This window comes from Maledivibacter halophilus, from assembly GCF_900167445.1.
GTDB classification, from domain to species: Bacteria; Bacillota; Clostridia; order Peptostreptococcales; family Caminicellaceae; genus Maledivibacter; species Maledivibacter halophilus.
The window spans coordinates 53581-77437 of record NZ_FUZT01000007.1 but is presented as its reverse complement, the minus strand read 5'-3'; the positions used below and the strand labels follow the sequence as shown (position 1 = coordinate 77437).

At 31.4% G+C, this 23857-nt stretch carries 23 protein-coding genes; 17 read left to right on the top strand and 6 right to left on the bottom strand.

All coding sequences use genetic code 11. From position 1 onward, the window contains the following. Window positions 1-10: 10 nt before the first annotated feature. The 7 genes from B5X81_RS14215 to B5X81_RS14185 all read left to right on the top strand — a co-directional run bounded on the left by B5X81_RS14215 (window position 11) and on the right by B5X81_RS14185 (window position 8869). Window positions 11-1630 carry an N-acyl-D-amino-acid deacylase family protein gene (locus tag B5X81_RS14215; protein ID WP_079492606.1) on the top strand — a complete coding sequence of 540 codons (1620 nt, stop codon included), beginning with the start codon at window positions 11-13 and terminating at the stop codon, window positions 1628-1630. A gap of 17 nt (window positions 1631-1647) precedes the next feature. Beyond that, window positions 1648-3306, top strand: coding sequence for an ABC transporter substrate-binding protein (locus tag B5X81_RS14210; RefSeq protein WP_079492604.1), 1659 nt, complete (start codon window positions 1648-1650; stop codon window positions 3304-3306). A gap of 493 nt (window positions 3307-3799) precedes the next feature. Continuing rightward, window positions 3800-5008 (top strand): dipeptidase, encoded by a 1209-nt coding sequence (locus tag B5X81_RS14205; RefSeq protein WP_139380344.1) that lies wholly within the window; start codon window positions 3800-3802, stop codon window positions 5006-5008. Window positions 5009-5098: 90 nt separating this feature from the next. Continuing rightward, a complete protein-coding gene (locus B5X81_RS14200) occupies window positions 5099-5851 on the top strand; it encodes an aspartate/glutamate racemase family protein (protein ID WP_079492603.1) in 753 nt (250 codons plus the stop codon). Between the two features lie 16 nt (window positions 5852-5867). Continuing rightward, complete coding sequence (locus tag B5X81_RS14195; RefSeq protein ID WP_079492601.1) at window positions 5868-7067, top strand: dipeptidase; 1200 nt, start codon at window positions 5868-5870, stop codon at window positions 7065-7067. Between the two features lie 22 nt (window positions 7068-7089). Then, window positions 7090-7644, top strand: coding sequence for a nitroreductase family protein (locus B5X81_RS14190; protein WP_079492600.1), 555 nt, complete (start codon window positions 7090-7092; stop codon window positions 7642-7644). Between the two features lie 46 nt (window positions 7645-7690). Then, window positions 7691-8869 carry a metal-dependent hydrolase family protein gene (locus B5X81_RS14185; protein WP_079492598.1) on the top strand — a complete coding sequence of 393 codons (1179 nt, stop codon included), beginning with the start codon at window positions 7691-7693 and terminating at the stop codon, window positions 8867-8869. A 119-nt stretch (window positions 8870-8988) separates the two neighbouring features. On the opposite strand, the gene B5X81_RS14180 is transcribed toward B5X81_RS14185, so the two are convergent. From B5X81_RS14180 to yedE, 3 genes are read right to left on the bottom strand one after another with little or no spacing between them, the layout of a single operon-like run. Continuing rightward, window positions 8989-9228 carry a DUF3343 domain-containing protein gene (locus tag B5X81_RS14180; protein WP_079492597.1) on the bottom strand — a complete coding sequence of 80 codons (240 nt, stop codon included), beginning with the start codon at window positions 9226-9228 and terminating at the stop codon, window positions 8989-8991. A 14-nt stretch (window positions 9229-9242) separates the two neighbouring features. Beyond that, window positions 9243-9449 carry a sulfurtransferase TusA family protein gene (locus tag B5X81_RS14175; protein WP_079492595.1) on the bottom strand — a complete coding sequence of 69 codons (207 nt, stop codon included), beginning with the start codon at window positions 9447-9449 and terminating at the stop codon, window positions 9243-9245. Next, on the bottom strand, window positions 9442-10521 hold the full coding sequence (yedE, locus tag B5X81_RS14170; protein WP_079492594.1) for a YedE family putative selenium transporter: 1080 nt from the start codon (window positions 10519-10521) through the stop codon (window positions 9442-9444). Before yedE ends, B5X81_RS14175 begins: the two co-directional genes overlap by 8 nt. Before the next feature lie 433 nt (window positions 10522-10954). Here yedE and B5X81_RS14165 point away from each other — a divergent pair, with 433 nt between their 5' ends. After that, window positions 10955-12103 (top strand): aminotransferase class V-fold PLP-dependent enzyme, encoded by a 1149-nt coding sequence (locus B5X81_RS14165; protein ID WP_079492593.1) that lies wholly within the window; start codon window positions 10955-10957, stop codon window positions 12101-12103. A gap of 142 nt (window positions 12104-12245) precedes the next feature. Here the strand turns inward: B5X81_RS14165 and B5X81_RS14160 are convergent, their stop codons facing one another. Further along, entirely contained in the window at window positions 12246-13193 is a 948-nt protein-coding gene (locus tag B5X81_RS14160) for a DMT family transporter (RefSeq protein ID WP_079492591.1), read from the bottom strand. A 234-nt stretch (window positions 13194-13427) separates the two neighbouring features. On the opposite strand from B5X81_RS14160, the gene B5X81_RS14155 reads away from it, so the two are divergent. Next, the gene (locus B5X81_RS14155) at window positions 13428-14768 is read left to right on the top strand and encodes a CAP-associated domain-containing protein (protein WP_079492590.1); all 1341 of its coding nucleotides are present in this window, start codon (window positions 13428-13430) and stop codon (window positions 14766-14768) included. A gap of 84 nt (window positions 14769-14852) precedes the next feature. Beyond that, window positions 14853-15374 (top strand): peptidylprolyl isomerase, encoded by a 522-nt coding sequence (locus tag B5X81_RS14150; protein WP_079492588.1) that lies wholly within the window; start codon window positions 14853-14855, stop codon window positions 15372-15374. A 39-nt stretch (window positions 15375-15413) separates the two neighbouring features. On the opposite strand, the gene fba is transcribed toward B5X81_RS14150, so the two are convergent. After that, the gene (fba, locus tag B5X81_RS14145) at window positions 15414-16343 is read right to left on the bottom strand and encodes a class II fructose-1,6-bisphosphate aldolase (RefSeq protein WP_079492587.1); all 930 of its coding nucleotides are present in this window, start codon (window positions 16341-16343) and stop codon (window positions 15414-15416) included. 287 nt (window positions 16344-16630) lie between these two features. Here fba and B5X81_RS14140 point away from each other — a divergent pair, with 287 nt between their 5' ends. After that, complete coding sequence (locus tag B5X81_RS14140) at window positions 16631-17353, top strand: pseudouridine synthase (protein ID WP_334293315.1); 723 nt, start codon at window positions 16631-16633, stop codon at window positions 17351-17353. A gap of 83 nt (window positions 17354-17436) precedes the next feature. Here B5X81_RS14140 and B5X81_RS14135 read toward each other — a convergent pair whose 3' ends face one another. Continuing rightward, window positions 17437-17964, bottom strand: a complete 528-nt coding sequence (locus tag B5X81_RS14135) for a hypothetical protein (RefSeq protein WP_079492585.1) — start codon at window positions 17962-17964, stop codon at window positions 17437-17439. Window positions 17965-18245: 281 nt separating this feature from the next. Here B5X81_RS14135 and B5X81_RS14130 point away from each other — a divergent pair, with 281 nt between their 5' ends. From B5X81_RS14130 to B5X81_RS14105, 6 genes are all read left to right on the top strand, one after another. After that, complete coding sequence (locus B5X81_RS14130) at window positions 18246-19088, top strand: GNAT family N-acetyltransferase (protein ID WP_079492584.1); 843 nt, start codon at window positions 18246-18248, stop codon at window positions 19086-19088. Window positions 19089-19127: 39 nt separating this feature from the next. Next, window positions 19128-20030, top strand: a complete 903-nt coding sequence (locus tag B5X81_RS14125) for an RluA family pseudouridine synthase (protein WP_170917427.1) — start codon at window positions 19128-19130, stop codon at window positions 20028-20030. Between the two features lie 20 nt (window positions 20031-20050). After that, on the top strand, window positions 20051-20869 hold the full coding sequence (locus B5X81_RS14120; protein WP_079492581.1) for a hypothetical protein: 819 nt from the start codon (window positions 20051-20053) through the stop codon (window positions 20867-20869). Window positions 20870-20916: 47 nt separating this feature from the next. Next, window positions 20917-21438 (top strand): signal peptidase I, encoded by a 522-nt coding sequence (lepB, locus tag B5X81_RS14115; protein ID WP_244282106.1) that lies wholly within the window; start codon window positions 20917-20919, stop codon window positions 21436-21438. Window positions 21439-21544: 106 nt separating this feature from the next. Next, entirely contained in the window at window positions 21545-21976 is a 432-nt protein-coding gene (locus tag B5X81_RS14110) for a CBS domain-containing protein (RefSeq protein WP_079492578.1), read from the top strand. 133 nt (window positions 21977-22109) lie between these two features. Then, window positions 22110-23777 carry a nucleoside kinase gene (locus B5X81_RS14105; RefSeq protein WP_079492577.1) on the top strand — a complete coding sequence of 556 codons (1668 nt, stop codon included), beginning with the start codon at window positions 22110-22112 and terminating at the stop codon, window positions 23775-23777. Window positions 23778-23857 lie beyond the last annotated feature (80 nt).

Genomic DNA, 23857 nt, shown 5'->3' with positions numbered 1-23857 from the left:
AGGTGAGACAATGGAGGTTTATGACATAGTTATTAAAAATGGTTTTATTGTTGATGGAACAGGTAACCCAGGCTTCTATGGTGATATAGCAATTAAAGATGATAAAATTGCAAAAATTGCCACTAAAATTGAAGAAAATGGAGAAAGAATTATTAATGCAAAGGGAATGATGGTTTCTCCGGGATTTATTGATCCCCATGTACATGAGGAGACTGTTATTTTAAACGATAGTGATTTTGAGGTTTTTCTAAAACAGGGGGTTACAACAACTATAAATGGCAATTGTGGTCATTCGGTAACGCCTTTGGATTCTTCAAATGTATATGAGTATTATTATTTAAATGGATTGATTTCCCAACAAGCAAAGGATAGATATAACAAGGAACAGCCTAAATGGAGTAATTTTAAAGAGTATTGTGATATTGTAAGGGAAAAAGGCACTAATATAAACCTGGGTTTTTTACTGGGACATGGAACTATACGTTGGACAGCAATGGGTGGATCCAAGGATAGAAAACCAAGTGAAAAGGAAGAAGAAGCAATACTTAGATATATTAAAGAGGGAATGGAGCAGGGGGCATTTGGTTTATCTACAGGACTTTCTTATATTCCCAGCAGATATGCCGATACTGATGAGATAATCAAATGTGCCAAGGTAGTTGCAAAATATGATGGGGTATATGCAACCCATGGTAGATATTATATTGGATATTTAGAGTCCACATTAGAAGCTATTGAGATTGGAGAAAAATCTGGAGCAAGGGTCCAGGTATCCCATTTGACTTCTACTTCCCCGGAATCCTTTGATGCCATATTAGAAGCTAGAAATAGAGGTGTTGAAATAACAGTAGATACAATACCAAGGAGCACTGGCCACTGTACCCGGAAAGACAGATTAATTCAATTTATTATGGCCATATCTTCAGAGCTATTTGATAAGGGCGTTGAAGGGGTTAAGGCTGCACTACGTACTCCTGAAGGAAGGAAAATAGTATTAAAAGACTCATATATATTTGGAAATGATATGAACCAGGTTTTTGTAATAAATACTGGAAATGAAGAGATTGAATATAAGAGCATACAGGAAATTGCAGATAGTAGAGGAGTACAGAACCCTAAAGAGGTATTATTGGATTTTCTTGCCGATGATAATGACAATTATACATTTTGGCTCGGAGGACCAATTAGAAAGGATTTTCCATTAGCATCACATCCAAAGAATATACAGGATAATCCCCTTGTTATGGTAGGAACAGATACTATCTTTGGAGAACCATGGGATCCCGGTGCTTGGTATGAGCTTCAAAGGAGGGGAGGATTCCCAATATTTATGGATATGTATAGCAAAGGAGGTGTAAGGGTAGAGGAAATTGTAAGGAGAAATACTTCTTTAGCGGCACAGCAATTTAGATTACAGGACAGAGGATTGCTTAAAGAGGGGATGAAGGCTGATATAGCAGTTATTGATTTAGATAATTATAGTTATCCTTCACCAACAGATATCGATTATTCAAATCCCTTAGTAAATGCCAAAGGGGTAGAATATGTTCTAGTCAATGGGCAGCTTGCTTTAGAAGAAGGAAAGCTTTTAAGAACCTATGCTGGAGAAATATTACTTAATAAAAAATAGTTTTAGGAGGATTTGTGATGAAAAAACTTTTATCATTAATAATAGCTTTATCTTTAATTATAACTATCTTTACAGGCTGTGGGAATAAAGAAGCAGCCCAAGAAACATCTACTGAAAAGGCTGATAATTCGTCTGAAGAAAGTGTAAAGGACAAAAGCGAAGATAAATTTGGTGGAACCTTAAATATTGGAACCTATGCGGACCCTGATACGTTAAATCCATTAGTTGGAAATGATATAGCTGGTTCATGGGTCTTAAATCTAGTATATCCAACCCTAATGGTTTTAGATGAAGATGGTAATAAAATTCCATATATTATAGAAGAACCTGATATTTCTGAAGATGGATTAACAATAACTATAACCCTTAAGGATGGATTAAAGTGGCAGGATGGAACTCCCCTTACATCTAAGGATATAGCTTTTACATATAAAACATTATATGAACAAAAGCTCCAGTGGCAGTGGTCAGTCCTTGAAGGGGTTACATGGGAAACTCCAAATGATAAAACAATAGTATTCAGTTTATCAAAGCCATTTCCTACCTTTATAACTACAATTGGATTTTGGCAGAGAATAGTACCTGCCCATATTTGGGAGGAAATTGATGATGTTAAGAATTTTACAAATGACAATCCAGTTGGACTTGGACCCTTTAAGCTTACTGATTATGAAAGAGGACAATACTATGTGCTGGAAAGTGTTGATGAATGGTTTTTAGCTCCTGAAGGGAAGCCCTATTTAGATAAAGTCATATATAAACCATATCCCGATGTAAATACAATGGTTTTGGCTCTTAAGTCTGGGGATATTGATTTAACTGCAAAGGAAATTCCTGCTGCAGCGGCAAAGGAGTTAAAGAGTAATGATGGATTTAATGTAGTTCAAAATATGTCATTGGGTTATGAACATATGTCCTTTAACCTAAGGAATGAATTACTTCAGGATGTTAATGTAAGGAAAGCCATGGCAATGGCCATTGATAGAAGTAAAATAGTTAACTTTGCCTTTGATGGTGATGCTGTAGAAATGAATGGTATAATTTCTCCAGTATACAAAAAATACCAAACGGGCAATGATTTTCCATCATATGATGTGGATGGGGCTAAGAAATTATTAGCAGATGGTGGGTACAAAGACACCGATAATGATGGAATATTAAATGGACCAAATGGCGAGAATTTAAGCTTTAAAGCAATGTTTACTAATACGGTTAGTGAGCATGAAAAGTTGGTAAGAATCCTAGTTGATAATATGGAAGCTATTGGGATTCAACTTGTACCTTCTCCAATGGATAAGTCATTACAAACTGATAAATTATATAATACCCATCAGTGGGAACTAACTATTGGTACCTGGGGTATAATTGATGATGTTGAATCTTCAATGTCTACATTATTCCTATCAACTTCAAGTTTAAATTGGATGGCATGGAATAATGAAAGTGCAGATGAAGCTATGCTTAATATGCAATCGGCTTTAACAGAAGAAGAGATTATGAAAGATATGGATGTTTTCCAAAAAGAAATAACTAATGATATTCCAGATATACCAATGGTTGTTAAAAAAATGAATTTTGCATATAATAAGAAATTTGACGGTTTCAAAGTATATCCTTCAAATTTGAGGGGATTAGTGGATCCTCAATCATTGGCTCAGGTTTATAAGGTAGAATAAATCAATACCATAGGGATTTTAATATTTCCTATATGTTATTAAAATCAATCAAATAAAATATTTACTAGTATAACAGGTTAAATTAAGTTTTACTATGGGAAATCTATATAGATGTATGCTTGTAAAATTTAATTTATGGTCGTAGCCACTGAGAATCCTTTTGGCTCATGTAAAAATAAGTTTTAAATGGTTGCGTACATCTGTATTTATAATTGAGTAAATTGCATATGCAAATATTATCCTTGATTTAATTGAGCAAATTGCATAATTACCTTTAGCAAAACTATCTACTATATATAGCTTTAAAATCTATTAAGGAATACCACATGTATTATGCAATTTTGCCAAGTTAGAATTATGCAATTTCCTCAATTATTTAGAATTAAATATATTTCGATGGTATAGATTCGAAAATTTCAAAACAATATTTAGTAGTTAGTTTTTTAAGAAGGTAATTATGTAATTTGATCAACTAATTAAGGAGGACAAAATTATGGGAATTAAAAAACAATATAAAGGATATAAAGCTTATGAATACCTTGAAGGAGGAGTTGATTACAGAGAGTTTGAACTTGCTGATGGGGATAAGGTATTTCCAGAGTATTTAATTCCATTGACCAAGGAGCAGGAAGAAAGAGTAGGAAGACTTGCTGGGGAAAAGGTTTTTATATCTATCCACGAGCATCCAGTGTTATTTCCTAAGAATATAAAAAAGGATGTATTTGAATTCAATAGGGAAGGAAGACAACCCTGTGCTTACGAAGCTTTATCAAGGAGTTACTTGGATTGCGTCTTTGATAATTTAATGGATGGAACTTGTACAATACATTCAAAGAGTGGTTGGAAATGGAGTGAAGTTCTCCATGATTTAGGCATGAGATTATGTGATTTAGCACATCAAGACTTCATTATAAAATGTGAAAAGGTGGAAGATATTTATACGGCCCATAAAGAGGGAAAAATTGCCCTTGTTCCTGTAATTGAAGGGGCTGCACCTATAGAAAACGAGCTTGATAGAATAGATATATTGTATGGCTTTGGAGTTAGATTGCTTGGAATAACCTATAGTGAATCAAACCAATTAGGGTCGGGTTTAAAGGAAGATAAGGATGGTGGCCTAACAGCATTCGGACGTAAGGCTGTTGAGAGAATGAATAAGGTAGGAATGGCAATCGACTGCTCCCATGTGGGAATAGAAACTACAAAGGATGTAATTAGACATAGTAAAAAACCCATATTCATGTCCCATGTAGGAGCTAAATCCCTATGGAACAGTAAGAGACTTTCTCCCGATGATGTACTAAAGGCTTGTGCTCAGAAGGGTGGAGTAATAGGCATTGAAGCAGCACCCCATACTACAATAACTAGGAATAATACGGAGCATTCTATTTATTCCTATATGGAGCATTTTGAATATATAAAGGATTTAGTTGGAATTGACCATGTGGCCTTTGGCCCCGATACATTATATGGTGACCATGTTGGATTACATCATGCATTTGCTGAGCATTTATCAACTGAAGGAACTCAAGGTGATACAAAGGAATTTGAAGAAGTAGAATATGTAAAGGGTATAGAAAATCCAACAGAGGCTTCAAAGAATATACTTCGATATCTGGTAAAGAATGGATATTCTGATGATGATATAGAAAAGGTTATTGGTGGTAATGTTATAAGAGCCCTTAGAGAGATTTGGGTGTAAATTAATTTTCAACTCAATATTATTAGAGATAATTGCAAAATATATAAATTATGCAATTTCCCTATACCATTATTAAATAGAGGTGAAACCATGAAAATAGTTTATGTAGTACCAGGACCTATGGATGATGAGGAGGTTAAAAGACGGGGGGAGTTATTGAAAAATTGGGCATTTCCAGGCACCGATGTAGAGATAGTTAATGTAAATGAGGGGCCTGCTTCTATAGAAAGCATGTATGAAGAATACTTAAGTATTCCTGCTACAGCCAAGGTCATGTTTGAGTTGGAAAGAAAAGGATATGATGCAGCTATTTTAGGCTGTGCTGGGGATCCAGGATTAGATGCTATGAGAGAAATAACAGATAAAATGCTGGTTTTGGGACCAGGACAGACAAGTATGATTGTAGGGGCTGCTTTGGGACATAAATTTTCTGTAATAACAATTGAAGAAACTATGATTGCCAGTACCTATGAGCTGGCCTTTAAAGCTGGTGTTCTTGATAAATTGGCTTCAGTTGTCTCTGTTGCTATACCAGTACTTCAATTAAAGCTTAAAAAGGAAAAATCCCTGAAGAAAATAATAGAGGCAGGGATAAAAGCTGTAAAGGAAGACAGGGCCGATGCCCTTGTCCTAGGATGTATGTCCATGGGATTTTTAGATGTTGCCCAGGAAATAGAAAAGGCTGTAGGAGTACCTATAGTAAATCCTTCAAAGGTGGGACTTAAGATGGCAGAGGCCATGGTGGGAAGTGGATTGATGCATTCAAAAACTGCCTTTGCAACTCCCACCAAAATCAGTAGTAGAAGGGTAAAGGATTTAGATGAATTATATATAAGAAAATAAATAGGTGGTGCTGAATTTGGGATCAAATAAAAAATATGATGGCTATAAGGCCTATAGTTATATTGATAAAAATGACTTTAAAAGATTCAAGCTTTCCAAGGGAATTGGAAGGGTAGAAGAATTTTTAATTCCTTTGAACATAGAAGAGGAAAAAAGGGTGAAAGAGCTAGCTGCTAATAGCATTTTTATTTCACTACATGATCATCCCACCTTTCTTCCCCAAAATATTAATGAAGTATTTGAATATACAAGGATAGGTAGAGACCACTGTGGCTATGAAGAATTATCAAAGTCATATTATGATGCGGTATTTGATAATATGCTTGATGGTACTTGTACAATTACTTCAGCTAACGGATGGAAATGGGAAGATTTATTATATGATTTAGGAATGAGATGCTGTGATTTAGCCCATCAAAATACCCTTATAAAATGTGGAGATATTGAGGATATATATAGGGCACATGGCGAAGGGAAAATTGCATGGATACCAAGCGTAGAAGGGTCAGCACCTATAGAGAATGAACTAGATAGAATAGATATATTATATGGTTTTGGTGTTAGGTTAATGGGGATAACCTACAGTGAATCAAATGCTCTGGGCTCAGGAATCAAAGAAGAAAGGGACGGAGGATTAACAGCCTTTGGTAAAAAAGCCGTTGAAAGAATGAATAGAATAGGTATGGCCATTGATTGTTCCCATACCGGCTATAAAACTACTTTAGATGTAATAGAAGAAAGCAAACACCCTATATTTCTAACCCATGTAGGTGCAAGGGCCCTCTGGGATAGCAAAAGATTATCTCCTGATGAGGTAATAAAAGCTTGCGCCCAAAGAGGTGGAGTTATAGGTATAGAAGCTGCTCCCCATACTACTATTACAAAAAACAACTTAAAGCATTCAATAGATTCCTATATGGAGCATTTTAAGTATCTAGTGGATTTAGTGGGAATTGACCATGTTGCCTTTGGGCCCGATGCTTTATACGGAGATCATGTGAGGCTTCATAATCTATATGCAAAGCAATTATCAACTAAGGATACGGAGGCAAAACAGGAATTTGAAAAGGTGGAATATGTAAGGGGGCTAGAAAATCCAACTGAAGCATCTAAAAATATTTTAAGATGGCTGGTGAAGGAAGGATATTCAAATGAAGATATAAAAAAGGTCTTAGGGAAAAATATTCTTAGAGTGTTAGGGGAAGTATGGAAATAATTACTGGCTAAGGAGTTGACAAATGAATTTTAATGATATAATTAATGAAAGAAGAAGCGTACGTTCATATTTAGAAAAAAATGTCTGTGACAGCTTAATATATAAGATTTTAGAATATGGACACTCTGCACCTTCAGCTGGAAATATTCAGCCTTGGGAATTTATAATAATAAGAGATGAAGATAGAAAGAAGAAAATAGTAGATACCACATACATAGGAAATGATTCAGTTAATGGAAAATCCCAGGACTGGTTACTATCTGCACCGGTTTTTATAGTTATATGTGGAAATAGGCATAGGATTGAAGAGCGTTATGGAAAGGAGGCAGCTAAATCTATACTATATTTGGATACTTCAGCTTGTGTGGAAAATATGCTTTTAGGAGCTGTTTATTTAGGGCTGGCAAGCTGCTATGTTAGCGGCTTTAGGACTAAGGAGCTTAGTGAGACCTTAAGCCTGCCTAGGGACTATGAACCAATTGCAATTATACCAATAGGATATTCATCTGAAGTTTGCTTTAAAAGACCTAAAATTGATATTAAAGAAATAATACATTATGAAAAGTTTTGTAAATAAGAGAATTATGGAGTTTACTTCAATAATTTAATTTAGGGTGGTTGGGATGAAAAAATTAATTAAAACTAAAGCCATTATAGATGGAAATAATGAAAAACCCCTTTATGAACACTACTTTTTGTTAGAGAATGGGTTGATAAAAGCCATTGGCAATAAAGATGATTTTGCAACTGGATATGATGATGTAGAAATTGTTGATTTAAGTGATTATTTTATTATGCCTGGTTTGATTGATTGCCATACGCATTTATCAATAAAACCAGAATTAGGAGACCAAATTTCCCAATTGAAAAGGGATTTGGAAATTAATATCCCAGTAGCCATAGAAAATATACAAAAAGATCTTTTATCAGGGGTTACAACTCTTAGAGTTATGGGAGAAGAGCATTATTTGGATATAAATATAAAAAATAAGGTTATTAGTGGAGAAGTTATTGGACCTGATATTTTGCCTTCAGGTATAGGAATAGCATCTTCAAGTGGACATGGTGCAGGACTAACTACTGCAGATGGTATTGAAGAAATAAAAAAATTAGCTCTTAAAAATATTCAGCAGGGTGCTGACCATTTGAAATTATTTGTTACTGGAGGAGTAAGCAGTACAAATACAAGTCTAGATATGAGTGCATACAGTAAAGAAGAGGTAAGTGCTGCTGTTGATGTGGCAGATGATAATGGAATTTATACCTCAGCCCATGCCCATGGGGGAGAGGGTTTAAATCTTTGTATAGAATGTGGTGTTAGAACTATAGAGCATGGTACATTTGTTAGTGATAATCAACTTGAAAGAATGATTAAAAAAGGCAACTGGTTAATATCTACACTAACAATACTTTTTGATGATAAAGGAGTAGGTGGCAAGGATTTAAATGTTCCCAGTATATATGAAAAACTATTAAAGGCTAGAGAAAAGGCCAAAGAGAATTTAGAAAACATTATTAAATCAGGGGTTAATCTAGCAGTTGGCACAGATAGTATGCACGGCATGATAGTTAAAGAGCTTGAGTATTTGACGGAATTTGGAGCTACAAATTTCAGGGCATTACAAAGTGCAACAAAATCTGCAGCCGAGGCATGCAAGGTAGAAGATAAGTTTGGAACATTAGAAGAAGGTAAAATTGCAAACTTCATTTGCCTAAAGGAAAATCCCTTAAATAATATTTCTGCCCTTAATCGGGTTGAAAAGATTTTTAAGGATGGTAGAGAGATTAAATATAAATTTTAAATCATATTTTTCTATATTAAATTAATAACAAACCCACGATGAAAAATCGTGGGTTTGTTATTTTGCTTAATTAAAGATTTTCATTATCTTTTAAATTAAGTTCAACCCCTTTGGATAGTCTAATTTTCTTCGTAAACCAAATTATATTTATCATCTACTATTTCATATATTTCTTCAATTTCTTCATCTACTATCTCGCTGACATTTTCTTGATACACAAATTTTGCACATACACCACAATTAGAGCTTAATTTTCGAGGAACAGGCATTAATTCACAAAGGATATTGTTTTTTTTTGAATATCTTTGAAACTTAATAGCTCCTGAGTGGGTAAAAAAAAGTGCTATATATTTTTTCATTTAAACATCACATCCTATTTTTCACCATAAATTAGAGATTCTTCATCCATATTTTTCACAGTTAATTTATAACCTTGATTTTGTAAAAATCTTGATACGTTATTTCTAGCAGTATTATCATCAACAAGAACTTCAATATTTTTTGGACTGGATTTGATGGCATTTTTAGTCATTAAAATTGGCTGAGGGCAAGACATTCCCCTAACATCGATTTTAGCCAACAGAAACATCTCCTTTCTGTTTTTTTATACTTATTTCAGAATTAAATATAGCAATTAGAAAAATAGCTATTATGCAAACAATTACACTTATTTGACCGTTTGGAGTAGGTCCCTTTGGTGATGATGCAAGGCCAAAATTATGGGCAATACCGGCACCTACAAACATACCCATAACTGCTATAGCGGAGTCAGTATTCCCTTCTCCTGCCAGAATAAGCTGTCTTAATGGACAACCTCCAAGTAAAACGGATCCCCATCCGCATACTAACATTCCTAAAAGATTCCAAAGAGCATCTGAATGGGCCACTGGCTGTTGAGAAAAGCCTAGATTAAAATATCCAAGTGCAATATTAAAAATAAACGAAAATAATAAGATAGCTATAAAACCTGAAATAAGATATGTATCTTTAAAAAGTATTAAATCCCTAATTCCTCCAACCATACACAACCTTGTTCTTTGAGCAAGGACTCCAACTATTAAACCAGCTATTAGAGCTATACCTATTGGTGCGACCATAGAACCAGGTCCATTTTTACTAAAGAAAAGAAACGCAGGAGATATTATCAATAAAATAAATAAGAACATATTTACTATTGGAAATACATAGCCTTCAGCTTGAGGGAGTTTGTAGCTTCTCTTAAGGTTAAAGCCTTTATTTAAGAATAAAATACCTAAACCTATACCTAGCACAAAACCAACTAAACCAAAAATAGCATTTAAATCTCCCCCAGCAATTCTTAAAACCATTCTAAGGGGACAACCAAGAAATATTAATGCTCCAATCATTACTATAATTCCGAGTATAAAGCGAGTAAATGGAGATGAGCCTCCCTTTGCCTTAAATTCTTTATTACTAAAAGCCATTAAAAAGGAACCTAAAACTAATCCTATTATTTCGGGTCTAAGATACTGAACAACTTCAGCTCTATGGAAACCTAAACTCCCTGCAATATCCCTAATAAAGCATGCAATACAAAAACCCATATTCTTTGGATTGCCAAATTTAACTAGAAATACTGCTATAATCCCTACAATTGCACCGGTAATAATAATCCCTCTTTTTTCTTTCATTAGAAAAAACCTCCTTTTTTTAAAAATGTTTGTATACATATCCAAATTAAAAGATGAATTTATACATCGAAAAATCGCAGAAGCATCGATATTTTTAAGATATATAAATTAAGTTTTATGATTGGATATCTATAGATAAACAACATCGTTATTTAGAATAAACTTCAAATAAAATAATGAATTCTCATACATTTTTTATTTGAAATTTATTAAACCTTAAAGTTGTTTATTTTTACTAGCACATAATTATTGTATCAGTATAATTTCATTAAGTTAAATTGATAATTTTTATTATATAAGTGCCATCTATTGAAAAAATTTATAATAAATGGTAATACCTATAAAAATGCTATATAATTGAATCATATATTCTTAATAGTTAGAATTGATCTAAAATGATTCTAATATTAAAATACTGAAGGGAGTGTGAAAAATGCCTAGAGTTTATTTGGATAACGGTGCTACATCTTTTCCAAAAGCACCTGGAGTATCAGAAAGTATAGGAGATTATTTAACTAATATCGGGTGTAATATTAATCGTGGGGCATATGATTCATCTTTTATGGCAGAAAATATTGTATATGAAACTAGGGAATTATTATGCGAGTTATTTAATTATAATAAACCGGAAAATGTGGTTTTTACAAAGAATATTACTGAGAGTTTAAATGTATTAATAAAAGGGTTATGTAAAAAAGGTGATCATGTCATAGTTTCTTCAATGGAGCATAATGCAGTAATGCGGCCCATAAATTACTTAAAGAATTTTGGCATAGAATATACCAAGGTAAATTGTAATGAGAAGGGAGAATTAGATCCAAGAAATATAATAGAATATATAAAAGAAAACACTAAAGCAGTGATTATGACCCATGCATCCAATGTATGTGGAACAATTTTAAGGCTTGAAGAAGTAGGAAGTATATGTAGTGAAAAGGGGATTGTTTTTATTGTAGACACAGCTCAGACTGCAGGGTTTTGCAAGATAGACTATGAAATTTTAAAAGCTGATGCAATTGCTTTTACAGGTCATAAAGGTCTTTTAGGTCCTCAGGGAATAGGAGGATTTATAATAAATGATAAATTAGCAAGGGAAATTGATACATTTATAGAGGGGGGGACTGGAAGCTTATCTGAACATGAACTTCAGCCTGAGTATATGCCAGATAAATTTGAAGCGGGAACTATGAACATCCCCGGTATATTTGGTTTAAATGCTGCACTTAAATACATATTAGAAAAGGGAATTGATTTTATTAGAGAAAAGGAATTGTATCTTTTAGAAAATTTCTTAAATGAAATTTATGATATTCAAGATATAGAAATAATAGGGAAAAAAACATTAGAAGAAAGAACTGCACTAATATCCCTTGATTTTCCCAGTAAGGATAATGCTGAAATTTCATACAGACTATATAAAGAGTTTGGAATTATGACAAGGTGTGGTATGCATTGTGCGCCATCTGCCCACAAAACATTAAAAACTTTTCCAAGGGGAACAGTGAGATTTAGTTTTAGTCATTTTAATAGCATTGAGGAAATTAATTATACATTGAATAGTATAAAAAAATGTATGGAATAAAGTTTTTTGTTTATATAGTTTAGGAGAGAAAAGAATAAGTGAAATCAATAAAACCTCATGATAAAAATCATGAGGTTTTATTGATTTGTCTTAAAACACAGTTAGCAATATATAATTTTAGAAATATATATAATTAATTAGTCTACAGGTGATGTTGATTAATTATAGGTTTCTTCTCCGTGATATTTAAATTATCTTTTAAATTAGAATCATCCAATCGAATTATGAATACAGAGAATAAAACCATTACTATACCTATTAATTTCCATCCTAATATAGATTCATTGAAAAATAAAAATGATATTACTACAGCTACGATTACTTCTACAGTTGCTATAATACCTGCCTTTGAAGGATTTACTCCATAGGATAAACCGGCACTATATAGTATATAGGGAGCTATTGTTGCTAAAATAGATAAGTAAAAAAGAAGCGAAAAAATTTTTATATCATAATCTATTAAAAAAATATCAGAGGGTTTTGAAATAAAAAGTATAAATAGAGAACCGAATCCAAGCATATATACTATTATAGTTAAGTGATTATATTTTTTTAATGTATGTTTACTAAAAATTGTATACAAGCTGTAAGTAAAGCCTGCACCTATTCCTAGTAATATGCCCCAGATATCAAACTTAAGAGCATTGATATTTCCACCTGTTACTGTTAAGAAACAGCCTATAATACAGATTATAAGGGATATGATTTTCCATTTTGTCAATTTTTCATTGTATAATATTCTAGAAAGGATGATAATAAAAATAGGAGATGTATATAAAAGAACAACGGCTGTTGATATAGTAGTCTGCTGTATAGAAATAAAATACATTATATTGAATAGAGTCTGACAAACCAGTCCCATCAAAGCAGAATATAATATGCCCTGTTTATCTATTTTAAGCAAATCCTTATTGGTTAAATAGGTATAAGAATATAAAATTATAAAGGCCAAAAAAACTCTCCAAAAAACAATTGTCTGTGAAAGCAAGTTGTAAGAACTAAGTATTTTAACCATAGAACCGAGAGTTCCCCAGAGGCAACCGGCTAATGCAATCATAATAATTCCTTTTCCAGATTTTGATAATTCCATAAGATACCTCCTAAGTTACTATGATAAATTCTATAAGAATTTTTTGAATTATAATTTCATTCTATCATGAATTAATATAATTTCAATAATAAAGACATTTTACCATAACTTATATAATGTAAATTATAAAATTATTAAGTTTATAAAGCGCTAGGAAATTAGAATTAGGGCCTGTGAATATAATTATCTATCGTATTTTAAAAAAACATCTGTATTCTAAGGAGAGATAAATTTATGAAGAAAAGAACTATTTCTTTTGTTATATTTTTTATGGTTTTGAGCAGTATAAGCTTATATATATTTAATTATATAGTAACAGAGCAAGGAATTAGAAAGTATAAGAGTATATTATTTTCTAATAATGTCAAAGTTGAAGTTAATGGTGATTTATTAGAATTTGATATGGAACCAATAATCATTAATAATAGAACTTTGGTGCCCTTTAGAGAAATTCTTGAAGTCCTTGATGCACAAGCAAAATGGGATGGAAGTACAGGAACAATTACAGCAATAAAGGGGAATATGACTATCACACTTCAGGTCAATAGTGAAGTTGCTTTTATCAACATGGAAAAAACTGAGCTAGATGTGTCTGCTGTGATTGTAGAAGGAAAAACACTGGTACCAGTTAGGTTTATATCTGAAGCTTTGAGATGTAAAGTGGACTGGGATAATGAAACTAGAACAGTAGTAATTAATAAATTATCAGATGATAATAATAAAGACAAGGAATTTGTTTTTAGGGGTATAACTATAGGAGATTCAAAGGATAAGGTAATTAAAACTTTGGGAGAACCCATGCGCCAAGATTTGAGTAAATATGGATTTAAATGGTATATATATAATGAGGATTACAGCAAATACATACAAGTAGGTATTGATGACAATAAGGTTGTGGGAATATATACTAATGCTTCAAATTGGAAATCAAAAAAGGGTATTATGGTGGGAACAACGAGAAATGAGATTAGATCCAATTATAGTGAACCATTAAGTAGTATAAAAAAGGGAAATACAATATATAATTTAGAAAATTCAAAAGCTAATACTTATTTAATAAATAACTATTACATAACTTTATTTTATGATATTTACAATAATGATGCTGTAACAGCAGTACTTCTTGTAGAAAAAGAGATTGAGGAGGGGTTTGATAGTTTTTTTGGTAGAGCAAGTAAAGAGCTAAAAGAAAGCTATGAAAGACAAATCTTTGATTTGACCAATGCCATAAGATCAAGATTCAATAAAACACCATATATTTGGGATGATAGTGTTTCTAAAGTTGCTAGAAGGCATAGTCAGGATATGGCCGATAGGAATTATTTTTCCCATAATAATCCAGAGGAGAAGACTCCTTTTGATAGAATGAAAGAAAATAATTTAGATTTTATTATGGCTGGGGAAAACATAGCAGCAGGACAACCAAGCGCAATATTTGCCCATGAATGTTGGATGAATTCAAAGGGACACAGAAAAAATATTTTAGGGGACTTTAAAAAATTAGGGGTAGGGTTATATTTTGGTGGAACTTATCATATTTACTATACACAAAATTTCTTTACTCCTTCAAAATAATACTGAAACATTTTAGGTGAAATAGTATATAATATTTGTGCAAGACTTTTAATATTTATAAAGTTAAGAAGAAAGGATGATATTATGAAGAAAAATCCAGTGGTTACAATAAAAATGGACAATGGAAAACAAATTAAAGTAGAGTTATACCCGGATAAAGCTCCTAATACAGTAAAGAATTTTATATTCCTTGTAAAAAATGGATTTTACAATGGACTTATATTTCATAGGGTAATTAAGGGCTTTATGATACAAGGCGGTTGCCCACAGGGAACTGGAATGGGAGGACCTGGATATTCAATTAAAGGTGAATTTTCAAGGAATGGATTTGATAATGATTTAAGGCATACTGAAGGTATAATATCAATGGCCAGGGCTATGAATCCAAATTCAGCAGGCTCACAATTTTTTATTATACATAAGGCATCTCCACATTTGGATGGACAATATGCAGCCTTTGGCAAGGTTATAGAGGGATATGAAGAGGTGGATAGAATAGCTAATACTAAAACCGATCATTCAGATAGACCGTTAGAAGATAATGTAATGAAGGAAGTAACAATTGAATTGTTTGGTGAGGAATATAAAGAACCAGAAAAGATATAAATAACAAAAAGCCAGGGAGCCTGGCTTTTTTCAATTGTTTTATAATGTATTACTACTATCTAACACATTTTTAATCTTATGCTTAACCATATCCTTGATAGCATCTCTTCCTTTACCTAAATATTTTCTTGGATCAAATACATCAGGGCTTTCAACAAGATATTTTCTAATAGCAGCTGTCATTGCCAATCTAAGATCTGTGTCAATATTTATTTTGCATACACCAAGTTTAGAAGCTCTTCTTAACATATCCTCTGGAACACCCTTTGCACCTGGGATATTTCCTCCAAATTTATTGCAGGCATCAACGAATTCTGGAATAACTGTCGATGCTCCATGAAGCACTAAAGGGAATTCAGGAAGCATGTGACTTATTTTTTCAAGTCTTTCAAAGTCAAGTCTAGGTTCTCCTTTGAATTTATACGCACCATGGCTTGTACCAATAGCTATGGCTAATGAATCTACACCTGTTCTTTCAACAAATTCAACTGCTTGGTCAGGATCTGTAAAAGTAGCATCTTTTGCACTTACATTAACATCATCCTCGATACCGGCCAGTTTACCAAGCTCAGCTTCTACAACTACTCCTCTTTTATGGGCATAGTCAACAACCTTTTTAGTTAATTCAATATTTTCTTCAAAGGGATGCTTTGAACCGTCAATCATTACTGAGGTGAATCCATCATCAATACATTGTTTACAAATTTCAAAGTTTTCACCGTGGTCAAGGTGAAGAACTACATCCAAACCAGTGTCATCTATTGCTGCTTCAACTAATTTTTTCAAGTATGTAGGTCTTGCATATTTTCTAGCTCCGGCAGAAACCTGTAAAATTAAAGGAGATCTTTCCTCTTTGGCAGCTTCAACTATGCCTTGAATAATTTCCATATTATTAACATTGAAAGCCCCAATTGCGTATTTGCCTTCATAGGCCTTTTGAAACATTTTTTTAGAAGTAATTAAAGCCATTTATTACCCTCCCATTAAGTATAATCAGATTATTTTTTGTATTTCTATTCACGTGTATTATATAATAATCACAAAAAAAATACCACCCTCAATGCTATTTATATATTATATTCAATAATTTAAAATATATTATAGAGATATAACTAAATATTTTAATTTATACATATCAAAAATTCTTAGGAGCATTAGATATCTTGATATGTATAAATTAAGTTTTACTATGTAAAGTCTATATGTATAATAGTATTATACTCAAGATAAAAACAGGAGGCAAATTAATGAATAAGATGAGGTTAGATAAAATTCTTGGCAATATGGGGTATGGTAGTAGAAAAGATCTTAAAAAAATAATTAGGCAGGGAGCAGTTAAGGTGGATGGAGAAATTATTAGGAAAAATTCTATCCATGTTAATCCATATGAAAGCATTATTGAAATCAATGGTGAAAAAATCGAATATAGGAAATACGTGTATATAATGATGAATAAGCCTCAAGGCGTAATATCTGCCACATATGATAATATTCATAAGACTGTAATTGATTTATTAGATGAAAAGTATTTGCCCTTTAATATATTTCCTATGGGTAGATTGGATATTGATACCGAAGGGTTACTTATTATAACAAATGATGGAAAATTAGCTCATGAGATTTTATCACCTAAAAAGCATATAACTAAAACATATTATGCTAATATAAAGGGGTTTGTAGATGAAGAAGATATAAAAGCCTTTAAGAAAGGCATAATTTTAGATGATGGATACAAAACTTTACCTGCAGAGCTGAAGATTATAGAAGGTGGAGATGTGTCAACGGTAGAACTCACTATTTATGAGGGGAAATTCCATCAGGTTAAAAGAATGTTTAAATCTCGTAATAAAAAAGTAATATATTTAAAAAGAATAGCTATGGGTAAATTGAAATTGGATGGAAAGTTAGATTTAGGGGAATATAAAGAATTAAATGATGAGGAATTAGAGGTATTAAAAAGTAGTATGCTAACTCTATAGCTTAATATTAATAGAAGTGTCTAGATAAAAAACTATGAGAAGAATTTCAATTTATAATAGATTGAATTTTTCTCATAGTTTTTTTAGTTGTTTATAGTAACACCAGTAATTATGGATATTATTTTATCAATAGAGCTATTAGATTTTATAGTAAAAGTACCATAACGGAGCTTTGGACCAAGTTTTAATTCTTCTACCCTATCAATAAATTCACTTGTACTTTCAATTAGGCTTTTTTCCTTTAGTATCTGTGCTATACCGTTTCCTACAGTACCTTTGGGTATCTCAACCGTGATATCTTCTCCTTCAACAACAACTACTTCAACTTCATCATCATCATTGGATTTGGCAGGCTCTTGATTAATTGCTGTCCCAGGATTTTCTTCTTGACTTTCTTCCAGCGGAATACTATTATTTTCAGTATCAGAGACATTTGCTTCAATAGGTTTATTAATCGCTGGGTCATATGTATCGGTTGAATCTGCGAAAAGAGGAATACTCATTACTCCTGAAAGCTTCCATGTTATAACAAAGACCATAACTAATAGAATAAATAAGCTAAGTAATGTGTCACTACAATCATAAAAAAAATCTTTAAGCTTTTCTATCACTGAAAATCCTCCTTTTCTTTGGTAGCCTAAAAATTATAGACCATAATAGCTTATAAGAAAAAATCTATTTTAAATGATTTTATTCTATCTAAAGAATAACATAAAAGCATGTAGACTTTCAATAGAGCAAATGATTTAATTTGAAATTTAAAGATAGAAAATAATGGATTTTACATTGTAAATATTTTAAGAGAAGTAAAGTAAAATTTATTGAAGGTATAAGGGAATATTCATAGAATATTTATTAGGTATAGGTAATTGTAATATTAGGAGGAAAAATCATGGAAAAATTTGAGCTGTTAAATAATAATTATATGGATATGGTAATGAATTATTTAAATAAAAAATATATTGAAAATACATTTATTATAAATTTTATAGAAAAATATGGATTAAATAATAAAATGTTTTGTAAAAAAAGTGGAGATTATTATGGCTATTTTGTTGACGAAAGACTTATGGGGGTTTTCTGCTTTACTAATATGGGTAGTTTTATTTGTCATTATGATGATGATACAATTCTAAATAAGATTGTTTTGCTTAAAGCTTTTAAGAAATATAAACCTAAATATATGTTTGGAGTGAAAAAAATAATAACTCCTATCTGGAAAAGACTTGAAAAAGTATTTAAGTGGTATGAATATGATGAATGTGATTATATGATATTAAGCAAAGAAAATTTCGAGGATTTTTCTACAGATAGAAAGATAATTAATGCGAAAAACTATGATTTTTCAAAGTCAATTGACTTCTTAATAGAGGTTGAAAAAGCTTTTAATAGGAAGCCAAAAACTGTTAATGAATTGAAAAACTCTGTATATGAAAAAGATGGTGAGGAAGAATATTTATATCTGCTAGATGAAGGGAAAATAGTATCTCAAGCTGTAGTTACAACAACAACTTCAAAAATCAATCAGATTGAAGGAGTTTATACTCTACCAGATTATAGAGGGAATGGATATGCGAAGGCTATTGTGGCAAAATTGTGTAAAAATATTATTGAAAAAAATAAAAAGCCAGCCTTGATAGTTTCTAAATCGAATGCTGCTGCAAAGAAGGCATATAAAGATTTAGGATTTGAATACTATGATGACTACATAATGTCTGAAATAGATGTAGTATAAGATTTAATAGGGCTAAGACATTGGAAAGTGGTGAATTGCTTGATAGAAATAATTATAGGAGAAAATGAAGAAAAACAGAGACTTGATAGGTTTCTCTTAAAATATTTTAATGATTCTACAAGAACAAATATATATAGGCTTTTAAGAAAAAAGATTATAAAAGTAAATGGCAAAAAACAGAAAGAAAATTATTTTTTACAAAAAGATGATATAATACAAGTTTTCTTATCTGATGAATCAATTGATAAACTAATTAAAGAAAAAAAACAAGAGTTTGTTAAAAATGTTAGTTTAGATATTGTGTATGAAGATAGTGAGATTCTTATTGTCAATAAGCCTAAAGGTCTTTTAACCCATCCTGACCAAAAGGAATATAAAAAGACACTTACAACAAGAGCTCAATCCTATCTAAAGGATTTACAAACTAACACATTTAAACCAGCTTCGGTAAACCGATTAGATCAAAATACAAGTGGATTGGTTATATTTTGTAAAACATATGAAGCATTAAAAAAGTTTAACCAAATGATGAGAAATAGAGAAATTGAAAAATATTATATTTGCATAGTTCATGGCAAAATAAGCAAATCAGGGGAAATAAAGGGTTATCTTACAAAGGACTCTCAAAAAAACATTGTAGAAATTGCAAAAAAGAATTATAATAATAAAGGTCAATTTATTCACACAAAATACAAGCCCTTAAGTTATTACGGTGATTTTACTCTTTTGGAAGTACAAATACTTACAGGAAGAACCCATCAAATCAGAGCCTCGTTGAGTAAAATAGATCATCCAATTGTAGGAGATACAAAATACGGTGGAAAAAAGATAAAAGGTATTACTACACAGGTACTTCATGCATACAAATTAGTTATCGGGGATAAAGAATTTGTTAAAGAAAGCAAAGATATACAAAAAATTATTAAAAAAATATCTAAATAGGTAAAGGAATGACTTTTAAATTGATTAAATCACATAATGCAATAATAAAATTAATCGATAGATATGATTATGGCGGGGCTTTGGAGATACTTCAAGAAATGGATTTAAAAAATACTGATGAAGCAATAATGATAAAATCATGCAAATATGCAGTTAATTTTGATTTTAATACTTCGTACTATATTTTGAATTCTTTATCAGAAGAAAAAAGAAACCATAAGATAGTACTTAAATTAATAGAAAATCTTAAAGCATTGATAGAAGGTGAGCCGCAGGCATTGTTTTCTGAATTGATAAATAATATCAAATTTCAGATAGTTAATGAAGAATATATAGACTTTTTAGGAAGAATATATCGATTCAAAGAAGCAATACTAAAATATATTTTTGTTAAAGAGCATTTAAATAGAAATAAGTTTTCTTTTTTAATCGATGCCATGTCTAAAAGAAGAATATTAAAAATATTAAGGAAAAAATACAAAATATATAATCCAAATCTTATATATGGTATAAGCATATATATAAACAAGTATGTAGATTATAAAACGAATTATGTAGAAATAGTAAAGCTATTAAATTCTGAAAAAATGAGGAGTTTGATGGAATTGAGGCATAATTCTATAGTAGGTCATGGGTTTAGAGGTGTAAGCAGGGAGGATATTGTAAAAGTATATGGAAACCCATATAATATTATAGATGATTTTAAATACTGTTTAAATCTTTTAAATATTAATGTGATGGATAATAAATATAATATAATAAATGATTTTCTAAAAAGAGAATTAAACTGTATAAATTATGACAATAATAAATCTAAATATGTTAATGAAATGGCTTAGATTTCAAATTGAAAAATATTTAATTGATACGAAAGGGAGATGCGTTTGTGACTAAAGAAATATTTGAGTGGATTAAAACAATTGTAGTATCTGTTGTTATAGCCCTTGTTATTACAACATTTATAAGACCAACTTTGGTAAAAGGACATTCAATGTATCCAACATTAGAGCCTAATAATTATTTGATTATAAATAAAATTCCTTATATGATTCATGAACCGGAAAGGGGAGATATAGTTGTTTTTAAATCCCATCTCACAACCCCTGATGGTAAAGAAAAGGATTTAATAAAGCGTGTAATAGCTGTTGAAGGAGATAAGATAGAAGTAAAGAATGGTAAGATATATGTAAATGGAGAAAAAGTTGAGGAAGGTTACATTAATGGTGACTATACATCGGGTGATATTGAAATAGAAGTTGATAAAGATGAAGTTTTTGTTATGGGAGATAATAGAGAAGCTAGTCTAGATAGCAGAGATCCCAGAGTTGGAACAGTAGATGTAGATACAATAAGGGGAAAGGTTTTAGTAAGACTTTTTCCATTTAATAAGATTGGAAAGGTTGATTAGTAATCTAACCAGAGATTTTTCTCTGGTTTTTTTGTTTATTTTTATTTGAAAATGCATATCCTATAATTGATACTTTAAGATTGCTGTAAATTAAGGAGGAATAAGGATGAAAGTAAAAGACTTGATGACTACTAATGTTAGAACTGCTGATGTTAATGCTTCTTTACCGGAAGTGGCTCAAAGTATGAAAACTCTAGATGTTGGATCAATACCTATTTGTGACAATAATAGAAATGTTGTTGGAATGGTTACTGATAGGGATATAGTTTTAAGATCTGTGGCTGAAGGTAGTAATGTTGAAAATGTAAGAGCTCAGGATGTTATGTCTACAGAGGTTGTTTCGGTTTCTCCAGACACAGATGTCCATGAAGCAGCTGATATTATGGCACAAAATCAGATAAGACGACTTCCTGTTGTTGAAAATGGAAGAATAGTAGGAATAGTGGCTATTGGGGATTTTGCAACACAGAATATTTATGTTAATGAAGCTGGAGATGCATTAAGTGATATTTCAAAGCCTAGCTCACCAATGAGATAATATTTATAGGTAAAGTCTAAAAGTTCCTTTAAAACGGGAACTTTTAGTTTTTATTGTTATAATAGTGGTATATATTTAATATATTCATTATCTAATCAACTTTACTTAAAAAGGATATAGGGGGATAAATAATATGTCTAGTAAAGATAATATAAAAGTTTTTTTAAAGGATGGTACAGCATTAGAGATCAAAAAGGGAACTACCTTAGAAGAAATAAAGGATATGGTTCAAAAAGAATATGGAGCTTTAATAGTTGCTGCAAAGGTCAATAATAATTTGAAAGAATTAGGCTTTGAGCTTGATAGTGATGCTAAAATAGAATTTATAGATTTATCTACGTCCATCGGTCAAAGAATATACCAAAGGAGTCTATCCTTTGTGTTTATTAGAGCAGCAATGGAGTTGTTTAAAGGATGTAGAGTAAGTGTAGAACATTCTTTGAGCAAAGGCTTGTACTGTGAAATACATTATAAAGATCCTATAAATGAAGATGATGTAAGGGCCATTGAAAAGAGAATGATAGAAATCATAAATGAAGACATACCTTTAATTAAAAGGTCTATACCTAAGGAAGAAGCTAGAAAAATTTTCAAACAATTTGGAATGGAAGCAAAGGAAAAACTGCTTAAATATAGAGAAAAGGATTCTATAAATATTTATAGCTGCGGATGGCTGAAGAATTATTTCTATGGATATATGGTGCCTAGAACGGGATATTTAAATAATTTTAGACTTAAGTTTTATTTGCCTGGTGTAATAATTCAATTTCCTACAAAGGAAACTCCAAATGAAATACCAAAATTTGTGGAGCAACCAAAGCTGGCTTCAATATTTCGTGAAGCAGAAACATGGGGAAACATACTGAATGTAGGCCATGTTGCCTATCTTAATGAAGTTATAGAAAAAGATAAAATTCCTGAATTAATAAGAGTATCAGAAGCTTTACATGAAAAGAAAATTGCACAAATTGCTGATGAGATAACTAAAAGAAATAAAAGGGTTGTGTTAATTGCCGGGCCATCGTCTTCTGGTAAAACTACCTTTGCTCAGAGATTATTGATTCAACTTAAGGTAAATGGCCTTCATCCCGTTACATTATCTACAGATGACTATTTTGTTGACAGAGAATTTACCCCAAGGGATAAAGAGGGAAATTATGACTTTGAAGCTTTGGAGGCAGTAGATGTGGAATTATTTAACCGTCATATAACTAAATTGATACAAGGACAAGAGGTTAATATTCCTTTCTTCAATTTTATAACGGGAAAAAGGGAATATAAAGGGGATAAGTTAAAAATAGATAAAGACCAGCCTATAATTATTGAAGGTATCCACGGACTAAACGAAAAATTAACTGAATATATACCCCATGATAAAAAATTCAAAATATACATAAGCGCCCTTACACAGTTAAATATTGACCATCATAATAGAATCCCTACAACTGATACAAGGCTTATAAGAAGAATTGTAAGAGACAGTAAGTATAGAGGTCATTCAGCTTTGGCCACATTAAGACTGTGGAAATCTGTTAGAAGGGGAGAAGAAAAGAATATCTTTCCATTTCAGGAGGAAGCTGATATTATGTTTAATTCTGCCTTGGTATATGAATTAGGAGTGCTGAAAAAATATGCTGTACCACTTCTAAAAGAAATAGATAATAATCAGCCGGAATATGCTGAAGCCAAGAGACTTCTTAAATTCTTAAAATATTTTAAATCAATTGATGATGATAAATATATACTTCAGACATCTATATTAAAGGAATTTATTGGAGAAAGCTGTTTTGTAGAACAATAATGAATGGGTATAGAGTTTAGAGGTTTTAAAGAATTTAATATTGACTAATAGAGAAATGTGATTTAAAGTAAAAGCTGTAA